We start from the raw sequence: 13836 nt of genomic DNA on the forward strand, positions 1-13836 counted from the left end.
GCGCGCGCTAGGCAATACCTTCCAAGCTTCTACTACGTATGCGTACCAGAGATTCTATGAGTAGCTTTGGACCTATGGCTGACCCACCCTCGTAGAACTTTATAACGTAAGCAAGGGAGGGACGATCAACCTTCTCCACGACCATCAACCTCCCGGGGTATTTCGCTACAGCTTCTTCTCCCATCGCCCCGAGGTAAGTAACGTCGAGCATCACGGATAACTCCTCGGCGAGCTCCGTCTCCGAGCCTAGAGAGACTACTGGGACCTCTCTCGCAGGCCTTCTCGAAGCCGCACTGCCGGGGGAGAAAACCACGCCTCTAAGCCTGATCAGGTAAGGAAAAACCCTCGGAGCGTCACCGCTCAGATCGAAGAACACCATTCTCCCGGGGTTGCCGCCCCGCCCCCTATAGATCACCACTAGTCTGCTCGCCTTCCGGGCCCTCGCCAGCGCGAGAACCTCGGGAAGACTTCTACCACCCCTGTTAAGCCTAGCCGCCGAGTAAAGCATTGTGGCTAGTTCCCGGGCAAGCCTTCTCAGAGGCACTGTATCGTGGCGAGAAGTCGTGAATATGATCCTCGGCATACGCAACTACTCTCAGCTAAGGCATACTTTAAGATAAATCTCGCGCGAGCAAAAGTATTTATACGCATGGATGGCGTTTCTGAGGAAATGTGGGCCCGTAGCGCAGTCAGGAAGCGCGGCGGCCACGCCCGCGGGGCGCCGCATTTCTAAGCCGCAGGTCCCGGGTTCGAATCCCGGCGGGCCCGCCAGTGCACACGTAATAAGCTAATATATCAGGGACTCAAGCTCTAAAAATGGATGATGAATAGGAAGAACGTGTGATTGATGATCTCGTGAGCAGCCACTGACACATTATAGAAAGCATAAATAACCCGTGTACACGAAGTGCCACGTGACTAAGTGGAAGTTAAAGTGCGATAGGTGCGGAGGTATACAAGTGAGGGACTTGGGGTTTAACCTCTACGAGTTTAAAAAAGTGCACATTTACTGTCCATACTGTAGGGAGAACACGCCGCACACAGTACTAGGCCACGAGTGAGGGGGCGCTACATCCGGGAAAGCCTTACCAGGGAAACTCCTTCAACTCTTCCCGCTATGTCTTCTGCCTGGGTAGTAACAATCGCCTGCCTCAGACCCGTTACCAGCAACATTGACTTAAGCAGGGATGCTTTGATAGCGTCATCAACGTTCGGAACTGGCTCGTCGAGCACTAGGAAGCCTACCCTTTTGTTAAGCAACCTGTTAAGCCCAATGAGCAACGAGAGGAAAACCACCGTTTTTTGACCGTCGCTCAGCCTAGAGGAGTACGGGTACCACTCGCCGCCCACTTTAACCTCGACTTGGTAAATGCTTCGTCCTCCAACTCTTCGCGAGGGAGAGACAACCCTCACTCTAACTTCCTCGATATCCGTGTAGGGGTAAATCCCCCTTACAATCTCGTTGACAACCTTGTTTAGCTCCATTATCTTCTGGCTCCTCAAATCCGCGTGCACCTCTATTAATGCCTCCTTAACTCTCCGAACTTTTCCCAGAACTTCTTCAAGCCTTCTCTCCCTGGCTAAGCGCTCCTCGAAGCTCTCCAGCATGGCTCTCTTTTCATCGATGTCTTTCCTGATACCCTCCAATCTATGCCTCTTGTCCTCTATTTCCCGCGACAACGCTTCAATTCTTTTCTCAAGCTCCAAGTACTTGTTGTACTGCGGCTCAAGCCTTTGAAGCTCCGACCTGAGACTTGAGACTTCTTGTTCCAATTTCTTTATCTCGTCTAGCAACGGCAACTTGGAGTACGAGGTTCTAAGCCTTAAGAAATCTTCCCTAACAACTTTCAGCTCTGCTCCTATAACGCTTAACCCGCTCTTGGCCCTTTCTAGCTCCTCCCTCTCGGCGTCGAGTGCCGCCTGAAGGTTCTTCCTTTCCTCTAGTAGCCTTTGGTACTCCTCGTACGCCGCCTCGTAGTTTATAAGGGTAAGCTTGTACTCCCTGAGGTCCTCCAGCTTCTTCTTAAGCACATTTATTCTCTCCCTAAGCTTACCTATGCTCTCCTCTACGTCCTTTAGCTCCTTAACCGATTTAGAGACCTTCTCCCTCACCCAGTCGAGAAATTCCTCCGAAAGCCTGTTCCCGCATACGTAGCACTCCGCCTCGCCCTTCTTCGCGACCTCCTCCGCTAAGACCCTCCTCACCGAGGAAACACACCTCTCGAGCTCGCTCCTTCTTTGAAGCATGCCGAGCTCGCTCTCAAGCCTCCCTATTTCTTCGCGTAGCTTGTTCTCGTCCCCGTACTCCGACTTTATCTTCTCGATCTCGCTCTCCGCGCGCTCATAGTCACTCACATGCTCCTCTAAGCCTACGAGCCGGCTTTCGATCTCCCTTAGTTGCTTCTCGTAGACTTCTACCTGTGCGCTTAGCCCCTTTATCTCCCTGTACTTCTCGGAGTAGATCTCGTCCAGCTGGTGGAAAACCCTCTCAAAAGCGCTGAAAACCTCTCGAAGGTTATACTCAGAGACCTCTATGCCTTCTATTTCCTTGATGAGCTTGGAAGGTGGCAGGAGCTTTTCTGCAGCGCGTAGTAGTTTATCTCTCAGCTCTTCGAGCCCCACCACCAGGGCGTCCAGGCTAAGAACTCCTTTAACCCTGTCCCTCAGGTCCTCCAGTAGCTTTTCCTTCGCGTTCAGCTCGCTTTTGAGCTCCTGGTACTTCTTAGCCGCGCCTTCGAGGTCGGAGGCTTCCTTTTTTAGCCCTTCAAGAAGCCTCTCGCCTTCGATTAGTTCCTGCTCAAGCCTGCGCTCCTCTTCTCTAAGGATATTCAGGTTCTCCTCCGAGAAACCCGCTGAGCGTAGAAAGTCGACATCCCCTTTGAGGCTTCTCATTTCGTCGAGGATAGGTTTCGCGGTTATGGCTCGTGCGAGCTTCTCAACGGCGTCTATGCCGAGCAACCTGTCTAAAACCCTGCTTCTAACGCTTTGACTCCCGTGCGCGAGTAAAAACAGCGTTACGTAGTTTATCGAAACACTGCGGGAAAACTCGAAGAAGTCCATCCCCAGAAGCTCCTCTACTTTCTCCAGTACCTTTGAAGACTCTCTCAGAATACCCCCGTCCGGGAGCAGAACCTCCACTCTCTCCCTGCCCTCCTTCGAAAGTCTCCTCTCGATCCTGTAAACTCCTTCACCCTCCACTTCTAATTCGAGTAGAACCCTGAGAGACGCTGACGCCGAGTTAACTAGGTCCTTCTTCGTGTAGACCCTTCTCTCGATGTAGGAGTCGGTCCCGTACAGGGCATACTCTACTGCCGATAAAAGGCTACTCTTACCCGAGCCAACAGGCCCGGCAATGACTGTTACTCCGTCTCCAAACTCGACGCGAAAAGGATCTTTAAAGAACCTGTAACCCTCAACCTCCACCCTCCGCAGGAGTACAACCACACTCCCTCACCTTCTCCTCGATGACAGCCCTAACCCCCCTAGCACCACCCGTAGCAAAAGCCTCCAGCAACTCGTACGCGAGCTTGAGCGCCTCAGGATCCTCTGACAGCCTACGCGCCAGCTGCTCTCTCAGGTAAGCCTCCACGCTCTTCCCAATGTACCTGCGCTCCGGACCCTCACGCTCCTCCACTACTTCACCCCGGCGACCAGCCTCCTACCCGGATCCTCCCCGCCTCCTGGAGAGGAAGTCGAGCCAGGGATTATCGCGGGCAAAGGACGGAAGCTCGGACTCATCGCCTCTCTCTGGGACCTTTTCCTCCGCGCGCCCCGCCCCTCCAGACGAGAGAATGCGCAACCAGGGGTTATCACGCGCGAAGGACGGTAGGTCGCCTGTCGATACCCCAGTAGCCTCGCCGCCCGGCACGGACACCGCTCGAGTCTCTCTTGCCTGCTCCGCACCTACAGAAAGGTCGCGTGTCGGAGAGTAGCCCAGGGGCGGGGGTAGCTGCTGAGCCCTGCTCTCTGAGGAGTAGCCTCCTAGAGCTGCGGGGTGCTTGTAGCTGGGCGTCCTGAGGGGGGCTGGAATTATCTCCACGACTCCCCCCTCCTCGGTAACGAGCAGTAAACCAGCTTTGTATTCGTCTTCAAACTCTCTCCTCAGAGAGTATCCCGTAAGCTTCACCCAACCCTCCTCGTCCACCACTATGTACACTTTCCCATAGGAGGCATCGGCGCAAGTAGCGCCGGCACTCTTAACTCTTTGAAACATACTTCCCGTAGCCCCTGACCCTTCCGCGCCGGGCGCACCGCTCACGATCTTGAAGGCCACCCTAACCCCCGACCCATCAACCGCGGAGGCGTCGAAAGGTGGCTCCGCCTTCTCGAAGGCGCTCATACCAGCTTCCTTGGCGAAACGCTCGAGAGAGCGTATGATTCTCCGGCGCTTAACCTCCCCGCTATACATCCCCTCCCATTTTCAGAATATCCCGCGAATATAAAAAGAGCGCGACTAGTAGTGGACCCCTCTCTTGTACCAGCCTTCACGCCTCTTCCAGTCCCACTCTACGTCCTCGGGTACCGCTATGCTGTAAACGATCGTACCCTTCCAGACGGAGTATAAGGGGTCTGAGACCAACCTCACGTTGCTTTCAATGCCGAGCCTCTTAAGCTCCAAAGCGACCTTCGTAGCACTATCGACCGCGACGTCCTCAAGTCCCTGGGGGACCTTCCAGGCGAAGTTCCCTCCGCTCAGAATTATGTCCTTGTAGAGTGCCGGCTGTAGCTCAGTGCTAGTCCTTGAAACCGAGTGGGTAATTGCCTGTACCAGCGGCATGGTGCCCCTCACTCTCTCGCCGCCCACCACCGTGTCCTTGGGCCTGGGCATGCCTCTCTTGTAGTAGCTCTCGAAGATTTCATGTTCAGGGTTGAAGATTATCTCTCCTATTAGGAACCTCGCCCACCCCATGTTACCCATATCCACTTGGATGACCGTTCCAGGAATGCTGAAAACAGTCCTGAACCTCTCCGGCTCCCTCCTAGCCTTCTCTATAGCCTGGTTTAGGTCCCGCGGAATTAGCCCCACGGCTTCCTTAAATTGCCGCACAAACTTCTCTTCCCTGGCTCTATCCTCGTACCCAAGGTCCCTCAGAATCTCAGCCGCTATAGCGTCCGCCTCCGCTCCTCCCCTATTAAGCGCCACTATCGCGTTGCGTATAGGGTACATCGAGATGGGAGTTATCTGGGTGTTCCCGTGCCCCGACTCCACGACGACACAGGTAACCGTTTTCTCTGCGATAGCCACTGCTAGGGGTTGCGGTATAATCGTAACTGCCTTTACGACCTTCTCCTCTGCGTCAAGCCTCGCGTGAATTTCGAAGATACGCTGATACATGTAGTCCGGGGCTATGGCGGAAAGCGCCGCCGTTACGAAGAAGCCGTCGAAATCCTTAGCCTTAGGCTTCGTAGTCTCGAAGCCATACCGCGTGATCTCGTAGAGAACTCTCCACGCGCGCTCGTCGTCCTTTTCGACAAGGCCGTCGCGCATAGGGTAGACCAGGTACCTACCCACGTCGTCTATACTTCCAAGGTACTTCGGAAGCTCCGGGCCCACGACGACCTCCTTCCTTACTCCAAATATGTCGAGCAAAAGCCTCGATTCTCCGGCGAGAAGCAGGCCCCTGTTATCTATGACTAGAGGCTTCTCGGCTACGGGACCGAACTTAAACTGGCTAGTACCGTAGTCCTCGCCGTAAGCGTACTTCCTCTTATACTCACTTATAGCCAAACCCGCCACCATGCACAAGAGACCTAAAAGACTAAAAAACCCAGCGATCGCGCGCGATGCTCGTAACCGTCCGCGTCCACCTCACATGTGTAAAAGCTACTCCCCTAATACGCGGAGGGGGCCGGGCGCCTTTTCCTGCTGGTCTTACCTCTTTTATTCTTGTGCCCCAGCTGGTTTAATTCTTAGCAGTTCTTCAACCAGTTTGCGCGCAACGGGCTTAGCCTGCGCCTTTGCAACTGCGAAGCGGTAGAGTGCCTCCCAGAGTGTTGCATCCTCCGCCGCGTGCTCAAACAGAGAACTTTGAGGAATTTCGTAGTAGAGCATCTCGCGCGTCGTGTGCGCGCGTGACTTGACGCGTGACCTGACAACCTTCACAGTCCACCCCTCCTCTACTGCGCGCTGGTACCAGCCTTGAGGCGCACTGTCAACGGGTATACGGGCGTATATGTAGGCGTACTTGCCGCCAACGGCAACCATAACGAGGTTAAGCAACGCTCCTGCCACCGGCGCGTAGAGGCCGAGCTCCTGGTAAGACCCCACTTTCTGTCCGGGTTTCCTACCCCTCTTACCCGGCGCTCCGTAGGCCACGAACAAGATATGCCTAACCTTCGCGCAACGCGTAACCTTGCCCACAAATGCTACGTATTCGCTGGCCCGTTCGACAGCAACGCGCGCGTTAAAGACAGCGCTCTCCGTCGGCAAGTAGACGTGCTCATGTCCAACCCTGAAGTAGAGCCATCGAAGCCTTAGAAAGTATTCGAGCTCGCCGTCCCCCAGGAAAGCGGTCGCCAGCGCCACCGAGTCGCCGTTGAGCTCCTTGCACTCCTCTACGAGCCGGCGGAACTCTGCACGTTTAACCTCGCCGATAAGCCCTGAAGCCCAGCCTAGCTCCTCCTCGTAGCCGTAGATACTCACTCCCCACTGAAGGCTCAGCCTGGTGCTACCGAGAATACCCGCCGTGACACCGAGCCTGACATCGTCGCTTGGAAAGGCCGCGAGCGTCGATGGCAACTGCCAAGCCTGGGTAGTGCCGAAGGAGACGTAAGGATATCCTTCATGCGGCGGAGTGACGTCTGTGAGTAGCCACCCTCGTTGCAGGCTCCTAAGAACATCACTCGGAGTATTCACGAGAACCCTGGGAAACTCTGACTCGGTCCAGAAGCCTTTCAACGGGATGCGCACGACCCAGCGCGCAGGCTTGCTCACGACGACGTACCAGTTCTCGCGCGGCACGTACACGCGCCAGTGCCTTCCGTGCCTCTCAGCTCTAAGACCGTCCTCGGTAGCGTCGACGATTGCTTGTAGCCTTCCTCTGAGCTCCGTCACCGCGCTTCCCTCTCTCGGCCTGTTGTCATCGCTTAGCAAGAGGTACTTCCTCGCGTCGCTGTCGATGAAGCGGTAAAACCTCGGGTAGACTTCGTCCGGCACTACGCTCAGCGCGTGCGCCGCAAACCTGGTAAAGTCCCAGTTAATTTCGGTCACAGCATCATGCAGGCCGCGGTAGTGTATCTCGCCCCTCTTCTTCTTACCCCTGGACCTCCTCTTATCCTCCGTCCTGGTGGTGTAGAGGCTTAAAGCCGCACGCCTCCAAACCTCCTCCCTAACAACCTTCTCGACCTCCTCCCCCGCCGCTCCATTTCCCCTCATGTACTCTTCACCCATACTACCACCCCTCCTTAAATGGTGGAGGGGGCGCCCTGCGAGGGCGCGGCATCAGGGGTCAGCGTGGAGGGAGAGGCCGGGAAAGAGTGTTGACCGAGCATGAGTGACCCGAGGGTTACCGTGCGAACGATAGGCACGTTGTCGAGGCTACTGGCGAGCACTCTTAGGCGTGACGGGCTGTACGAGGCTAGGCTCGTCGAAGCATTAGACGCAGTAGAGGAGTTCCTAGCCTCCGTGAGAGGCGCGACCCCGCGCATCGAGGAGGACGAAAAGCTGGCAAGAGAGCTGGAGGAGGACATCGAGGGGCTGAGAGGGCTAGGGCTAGTATAAAAATCCTTCTTCTTTTTCCTCTTCTCGCGAGCGCAAGGTTTTTACGGAGAGCCATAGCTATTCGCGCGGACATGTATGAGCGAGACAATAGAAGTAGTCCTCGAAAGGTTTGGTTCAAAAGTGGCGCTCCTAGAGCTGTACGAGAGCCAGATACCACTCAACTTTGCCAACATCTCAAAGCTAAGCCAGGTAATCACGACAGCTAAGAGGCTCGGATCCCTAGTACTGCTGAGCATACCGGCTCAGCTTAGACCGGAGGGGACGATTATGACCTCCTTGAAGGCTGGAGAAGTGGTCGTAGTCCCAGTTGCCCGCTCGCTCGGCGTAGTGATAACCGATGTAGAAGCATTACCCCTAGAATCCTACAAGGCAGGAATCGTAAAAACGGGGTTAGAGAACCTCCGAGGACTGCGCGAAGGAACCATACTCAACGCGAAATTCTCCCTTAAGCAACTCGAGGAACCTCAACGACAACAATCTTAAAAGTGCGCGAGCACTTCCTGCCACGTGGCAAGCGAAGAAGTCAGGGTTGAGCCAATTCTAGCCGTGAAGCTTGCCTCGATCAACGACCTGGCTAGGCTGGCTAGCAGTGCGTCAACCATGGGACACGTGACCTACGTGGTGCACTTTGCGGAAACACCTGAAAGGCACATCTACGGTATATTCATCGTCTTCAGGGATTACTACAAGCTCTACGGTCTCCCGATGTTCTACTACATAGAGAGTAAAGAGGAGCTCAGGGGGAACTACATCCTCTTTAGGTCGGACGATTCCGGCGAGCAAGTGGAGGTATCTAAAGGCGCCAAGCCGGGCTACATAGCCATACCTATAGTCAACCTCGCCGGAAGAATCCCGATAGTAGCTTTAGGGGAAGTTAGACAGAAACAAAGCTAGAGGCTGTAGCTCGCCTTACTTCTTTCTCTCGAGGACTATCTCGATTGTGCTTATGGTCCTCTCCTTGCCGGCTTCGCCTACTTTCTCGCTGCCGATTTTGATGCTGCTGACGTCGACTTCGTCCTTCAGGAACCTGCTCCTCACTATCTCGGCTACGTCGACGGCCCTGCTTATGGCCCTTCCGCGAGCCTTTATGGAGACCTTCTTAGCGCCCTGGTTGAACTGTATCACTGCTGCAAGTACGTAGTTCATTACGCTCTTGTTTCCTACTAGCACGCTTCCTTCTGCTAGCGACATGTCGGTTTCACCTTTGCACCCTTTGTGTGATGCGGGTCGTTTATAAGCTTAACGCGTGCTCGAATGCGTTCTAGTGCAGAGGCGATTGTTCCCACAGCGCGGGTAGAACAAGAAGCTCTTGCGGTCCCCAGCGGGACCTAAACAAAGGCATGCATAAAGCATTGCTAGTATTCTGGGTGCGCTCGTCGCGTACAAGCTAAGCTTGCGTGCCTAGAAAGAAGGTCTGATCTCCAGTGTGTAACCGTAGCGCCTAGCGATGCGTTCAAGCTTCCTTCGAGGTTTACCCGCAAGGTAGTTAAAACCGTCTACCGGGACCTTGATCACAACGAGCGATTCGTTCTCGTCTATCACGAGCTCGTAGCCTCCGTCTCCGAGCATCTTGAAGAGAGCCTTCTCCAACGCGTTCTTCATCTTGTACCCCTCTATGCTCACCTTGCCTGTACCGCCCCGCTTAACGGGAACCACGAACGTCCTCTCGCCGAACACGTACAGCTCGTACTCAGGCTCTCCGGTCATGAAATCCCTGACAACGACAACGGGTCTCGCCAGGTCCTCCTCCTTCAGCCCATGCGGTATCTTGACTGTAGTCTCCAAGGAGTATACCTTCTCAACCCTCCCGTGCTTCACGTAGATCACGGTGTCAATTATCGAAGGTATCATGCCGAGCTCCACTCTACCGATAAACCTCTGAACGGCGTCTATAGGCGAAGTCGCGTGGACAACTCCGACCATACCCACGCCGGCGAGGCGGAGGTCAGCGTAGAGCTCGAAGTCCTTCGTATCCCGCATCTCGTCGAAGAATGTGTAGTCAGGCCTGCTGAGTAGGAGCACGTCGTGTATCTCCTCGGAGGTAGCGTAGTTCCTAGAGTACTGCGTTATATCGGCGGGCAGGTGCATGTCCCTCGGAGACTCTATGGTCTTAACGACTTTCCCCTTGCGGTAGTAGTACTCGGCGAGCGCCTGGGCGAACGTGGTCTTACCCATCCCCGGGGCACCCGCGATGAGTATACCCTCGGCCTGCTTCTCGAGGCGCTCTATGAGCTTCTTGGGCAAGTTGTAGTCCTCCAGGCGTAGCCGCGCAACAGGTCTAGTAGCAGTTATCTCGATGCCGTCCGAGAAGGGAGGCTTCGTTATGACTATCCTGTATAACCCTAGCTGCACTATGGTAACCCCCGTGCCCTCGTACTCTACGAACGCCGAGCTCCCAGAAGTCTTGACCATCTCGAATACTTGGCGCACGTAGTCCTCCATCTCCTCGCGCGTCAAAGGCTGGTCCCGTAGGCTAACGAAGGTCCACTGCCCAGGCACGCCCTTCTTCGCGTACGGCTTAGCTCCCTCCTTCAAGTGCACGCTCATAGTGTCGGGACCGAAAAGCTTGTCCAGGAAGAACTCGGCGCCTCCGCGCGGCGGGAGAAGCTCCACCTCCACGCCGAGCGCCCTCGCAACCCTAGCCGAAAGCTCGTCGCACGTTACCAGCACGCCGCCGTTCTCCACGGCAGTCAGCCTACAAACCAGGTCCGGGTTTAGGTCCCGCAAACCCCTCAGAGACACTGGGAGCTCATACACGTATTCAAGCTCCACTACTTCGGGCATCGAGTCCGCAACGTCTCTCAGCAGGTTAAGCTCCCTAACACCACTTACTCCAGCGCTTATCCCGCGGCGCGCCTGTTCCTCGAAGTAATTGAGCACATAGACAGGAATCAAGATACGCCCAGCTAACCTACCCTGCGCAACAGCCTCTCTGAGCGCGCCGCTCAGTATAGCAGACGTGTCAGGCACGTATACTTTTTCGTCGTGCTCCATTACTTACTCGCGTGAAAGCGTCGTGCTAACCTTTTAAGCATTTCGATATAGTAAGAGTATTCTCGGAAACTCCAAGACCCCTCAATTTCTACTGCAACACTTCTTCAAAACCTAACTGTTTGATAGAACTCTTACTGTTTACGATCTCAAGTTTTCAATCCACTTCTTCCATAGGAAGTCAAGGGGTCTTGGAACGTTATACAGGAGCTCCCCGTTTATTCAGCTGTTTAATCGAATAACACCAGGAGAACCCGGGGTTTAAATAACCCCTCGATTTCCACTGGAGTTCTGGAAAGAGAAAAGATCTTGGATATAAGCTGTTTATTCCTGTGAATAAATCTCTTTTTATGAATAAAGTTGCAAAAATTCGAGAACAGAGTATTAAGGCAAAAAATAAGCGTTATTCCGTTTCTACGCGCGGCGTCTAACGTAAAAGATGGCTATATTAAGCCCCAAGGGCGCTTATACAAGGGTGTTTAATGGCGCCTAGGATCAAGATAGAGGATACATCGGACACGGGCGAGAAGATAACGCTGACCATAGAGGGACCTGAGATAGACGAGACGAAGCTACTACAGCTCATTCAGGCTCTAAAGGCTATTAAGGGCGAGGAGCAACCTAGAGTTATCGAAGCCTCCGAGTCTATGAAGGCTAGGATTTGGAGAATAATAGTGGAGAACTTCGGCGACGGGACCTGGTTCAGCCTCCGGGACCTTCACAACGTCGCCTTAAAGGAAATGCCCGACCTGAAGATAACCGCTGTGTCGACGTATGTTTCAAGGCTTGTTGCGGAAGGCAAGTTGATAAAACGCGGCACAAAGCCTAATACGCGTTACAGGGTCTACACGTCGCGCGTAACAGCGCGCGTTTAGGCCTACTTTACGGAGACTACGAGAAGCTTCGCAATATCGCTCTTCGTAATTATCCCCTTGATCTTCATCTCGTCCTCCACCAGTACGGCGGGGACGCCTCTCCCGAGCATTCTGGCAACAACGCGTATCTTGGTCCCGCAGGATATTATGGGCAGGGGGTCCGACATTACGTCGGCAGCCGTGAGCTGGGCTGCGCGGGTATTTTCGCGTATGAATGCCCGTAGAACGTCGTCGTCGAACACTGTGCCCAAGTTTTCGTTCGACGAGTCGTCTATGACGGGTAGCTGGCTGAAACCTTTCTCCCACATGATCCTAGCCACTTCGAGTAGGCTAGTGGAAGGCTTTACGTAGACGAGTGGCGACGACATAACCTCGCAAGCCGTGAGCTCCTCCTCCATGAAGCTCTCAAGCGCACGGTATATCTTCATGAGAGTGGAGACTCGAGGGTTAACCTTGCCCGCCTCTATCCTCGCTATAAGGCTCTGGCTCACCCCCGCCCTTTGGGCCAGTTCAACCTGCGTTAACCCTGCGCGTAACCGTAGTAGCCGGAGTTCTTCGGGGGAGGGTATCGGCATACCAAAAAAGTAATAGGTTCGATGCATTTTTAACATTTGCGATGATGAGTCCTAGCCTAGCGATCTGTGAGCTGGAGCCTAAGTTCTGAGCGAGAAGCTGGTGGGCCCGCCGGGATTCGAACCCGGGACCCTTCCCGCACGCGTAGCGAGCTACGCGTGACCCGGTTATGAGCCGGGTGCTGTAGGCTCGGCGGGATCCACCTGGCTGAGCTACGGGCCCTGCGTGGCTTGATATTGCAAATTACCTAATAAAGATTGCGCGGTAAACGTGCGCACGCGGACGCACGACTGTTTAGGCGCAGTTTAGACCTCTTTTAAAGCTTCCCTCAAGGATTCTTCTAGTATGCGTAGCCCGGTCTCCATTTCTTGCTGGGTTATTATCAGGGGCGGGGCTATCCGGATAGTGCTCACCCCGGCTCCTATCACGAGCAGGCCTTTCTTGAAAGCTATCTCGAGCGTTTTCTGCAGGAGCTTTGGGTTCGGGGAACCGTCTCTCGCGATGAGCTCTACGCCTATCATGAGCCCTTTCCCACGCACGTCTCCTATATAGGGTATTTCCTCCTGTAGCTCGCGTAGCCTCTTCATCGCGTATTCACCTACTCTCGTCGCGTTGTCCAGGAGTTTTTCCTCCTCTATTACCTCGATCGTTGCGAGAGCTGCGGCGCAGCTGACGGGGTTTCCTCCGAAGGTGGAGGCGTGGGAGCCCGGAGGTAGGTCCATGACTTCCGCCCTACCTATTATCGCGCCCAGCGGGAGCCCCGAAGCTATCCCCTTGGCTACGGCTATTATGTCGGGTTCCACTCCGAAGTGCTCTATCGCGAACCACTTCCCGGTTCTCCCGAATCCGCTCTGGACCTCGTCTACCACCAGGAGTATTCCGTACTTGTCCGCTAGCTCGCGTAGCCTCTTAAAGAACTCGGGCGGCGGTACTATGTAGCCGCCTTCCCCCGCTATCGGCTCTACGACGAATGCGGCGACCTCCTCTGGGGGTACGTACTTCTTGAGCATCCACTCTTCGATGAAGTCGACGCACCAAAGGTTGCATTCAGGGTACTTCTGCCTGAAGGGGCACCTGTAACAGTATGGATAGGGTGCGTGGAACACGCCGGGTAGTAGCGGGCCTAGGTGTCTTCTCTGTACTGGCTTGCTACTCGTGAGGGAGAGGGACCCGTACGTTCGCCCGTGGAACGAGCCGGCAAATGCGATTATGTAGGGCCGCGTGCCCCTGAAATGCCCTCTTGCAGTCTTTATTGCTGCCTCTATGGACTCCGTTCCGCTGTTCGTGTAGAACACCTTCTTCGGGAAGCGTCCCGGAGTTATCGATACAAGCTTCTCGGCGAGTTTGACGGGCTCCTCGTAGAGGAAGTCCGTCAAAGAGTAGTGAAGTAGCCTCTCTGCTTGTTCTTTTATCGCTTTGACGACTTTAGGGTGGCAGTGCCCCGTGTTCGTCACGCCTATCCCGGAGTTGAAGTCCAGGTAGACGTTTCCGTCGACGTCTTCGACCCACACGCCGTGTGCGCGCTTGGCGACCAAGGGGTACCAGCGCGCGAAGCTCTGCATCAACAGTGCGGAGTCCTTTTCGGCGATCTTCCTAGAGTTAGGTCCCGGAGGCTCAACGATTATTTTCGGTCCGTTCACATTAAAAATTTACGTAGATAATGATATAAATTTGTTT

The 13836-nt window shown here is 54.7% G+C and carries 15 protein-coding genes and 2 tRNA genes; 6 read left to right on the plus strand and 11 right to left on the minus strand.

The features are described 5' to 3' along the window. Positions 1–7 precede the first annotated feature (7 nt). Positions 8–583 (minus strand): hypothetical protein, encoded by a 576-nt coding sequence (locus tag TPEN_RS02725; RefSeq protein ID WP_052885060.1) that lies wholly within the window; start codon positions 581–583, stop codon positions 8–10. Between the two features lie 91 nt (positions 584–674). Here TPEN_RS02725 and TPEN_RS02730 point away from each other — a divergent pair. Continuing rightward, a tRNA-Arg gene (locus TPEN_RS02730) sits at positions 675–771 on the plus strand. Positions 772–914: 143 nt separating this feature from the next. Continuing rightward, on the plus strand, positions 915–1061 hold the full coding sequence (locus TPEN_RS09935) for a hypothetical protein (RefSeq protein WP_187146346.1): 147 nt from the start codon (positions 915–917) through the stop codon (positions 1059–1061). A 7-nt stretch (positions 1062–1068) separates the two neighbouring features. Here the strand turns inward: TPEN_RS09935 and TPEN_RS02735 are convergent, their stop codons facing one another. The 5 genes from TPEN_RS02735 to TPEN_RS02755 form a co-directional block, all read right to left on the minus strand. Then, entirely contained in the window at positions 1069–3444 is a 2376-nt protein-coding gene (locus tag TPEN_RS02735; protein ID WP_148677903.1) for an AAA family ATPase, read from the minus strand. Next, positions 3413–3634, minus strand: a complete 222-nt coding sequence (locus TPEN_RS02740; protein WP_011752199.1) for a hypothetical protein — start codon at positions 3632–3634, stop codon at positions 3413–3415. The genes TPEN_RS02735 and TPEN_RS02740 overlap by 32 nt, the downstream gene beginning before the upstream one ends. Positions 3635–3658: 24 nt before the next feature. Next, positions 3659–4408 (minus strand): hypothetical protein, encoded by a 750-nt coding sequence (locus TPEN_RS02745; protein ID WP_011752200.1) that lies wholly within the window; start codon positions 4406–4408, stop codon positions 3659–3661. A 45-nt stretch (positions 4409–4453) separates the two neighbouring features. Further along, on the minus strand, positions 4454–5737 hold the full coding sequence (locus tag TPEN_RS02750) for a crenactin (RefSeq protein ID WP_425358386.1): 1284 nt from the start codon (positions 5735–5737) through the stop codon (positions 4454–4456). 144 nt (positions 5738–5881) lie between these two features. After that, entirely contained in the window at positions 5882–7390 is a 1509-nt protein-coding gene (locus tag TPEN_RS02755) for a hypothetical protein (RefSeq protein ID WP_011752202.1), read from the minus strand. A 99-nt stretch (positions 7391–7489) separates the two neighbouring features. On the opposite strand from TPEN_RS02755, the gene TPEN_RS02760 reads away from it, so the two are divergent. From TPEN_RS02760 to TPEN_RS02770, 3 genes are all read left to right on the plus strand, one after another. Then, positions 7490–7720 (plus strand): hypothetical protein, encoded by a 231-nt coding sequence (locus TPEN_RS02760; RefSeq protein WP_011752203.1) that lies wholly within the window; start codon positions 7490–7492, stop codon positions 7718–7720. A gap of 75 nt (positions 7721–7795) precedes the next feature. Next, complete coding sequence (locus tag TPEN_RS02765) at positions 7796–8203, plus strand: hypothetical protein (protein WP_011752204.1); 408 nt, start codon at positions 7796–7798, stop codon at positions 8201–8203. A 24-nt stretch (positions 8204–8227) separates the two neighbouring features. After that, positions 8228–8614 (plus strand): hypothetical protein, encoded by a 387-nt coding sequence (locus TPEN_RS02770; protein WP_011752205.1) that lies wholly within the window; start codon positions 8228–8230, stop codon positions 8612–8614. 15 nt (positions 8615–8629) lie between these two features. On the opposite strand, the gene albA is transcribed toward TPEN_RS02770, so the two are convergent. After that, positions 8630–8911 carry a DNA-binding protein Alba gene (gene albA / locus TPEN_RS02775; protein WP_011752206.1) on the minus strand — a complete coding sequence of 94 codons (282 nt, stop codon included), beginning with the start codon at positions 8909–8911 and terminating at the stop codon, positions 8630–8632. Between the two features lie 210 nt (positions 8912–9121). Next, complete coding sequence (locus TPEN_RS02780; RefSeq protein WP_011752207.1) at positions 9122–10714, minus strand: PINc/VapC family ATPase; 1593 nt, start codon at positions 10712–10714, stop codon at positions 9122–9124. A gap of 479 nt (positions 10715–11193) precedes the next feature. Between TPEN_RS02780 and TPEN_RS02785 the strand changes: the two genes are divergently transcribed. Next, positions 11194–11586, plus strand: coding sequence for a hypothetical protein (locus TPEN_RS02785; protein WP_011752208.1), 393 nt, complete (start codon positions 11194–11196; stop codon positions 11584–11586). 2 nt (positions 11587–11588) lie between these two features. Here TPEN_RS02785 and TPEN_RS02790 read toward each other — a convergent pair whose 3' ends face one another. The 3 genes from TPEN_RS02790 to TPEN_RS02795 form a co-directional block, all read right to left on the minus strand. Next, positions 11589–12161 (minus strand): CBS domain-containing protein, encoded by a 573-nt coding sequence (locus tag TPEN_RS02790; RefSeq protein WP_052885062.1) that lies wholly within the window; start codon positions 12159–12161, stop codon positions 11589–11591. Between the two features lie 98 nt (positions 12162–12259). Continuing rightward, a tRNA-Ile gene (locus TPEN_RS09725) sits at positions 12260–12381 on the minus strand. An 83-nt stretch (positions 12382–12464) separates the two neighbouring features. After that, a complete protein-coding gene (locus TPEN_RS02795) occupies positions 12465–13799 on the minus strand; it encodes an acetyl ornithine aminotransferase family protein (protein ID WP_011752210.1) in 1335 nt (444 codons plus the stop codon). Between the last annotated feature and the right edge of the window lie 37 nt (positions 13800–13836).

The sequence above is a fragment of the Thermofilum pendens Hrk 5 genome (assembly GCF_000015225.1).
Lineage (GTDB): Archaea > Thermoproteota > Thermoprotei > Thermofilales > Thermofilaceae > Thermofilum > Thermofilum pendens.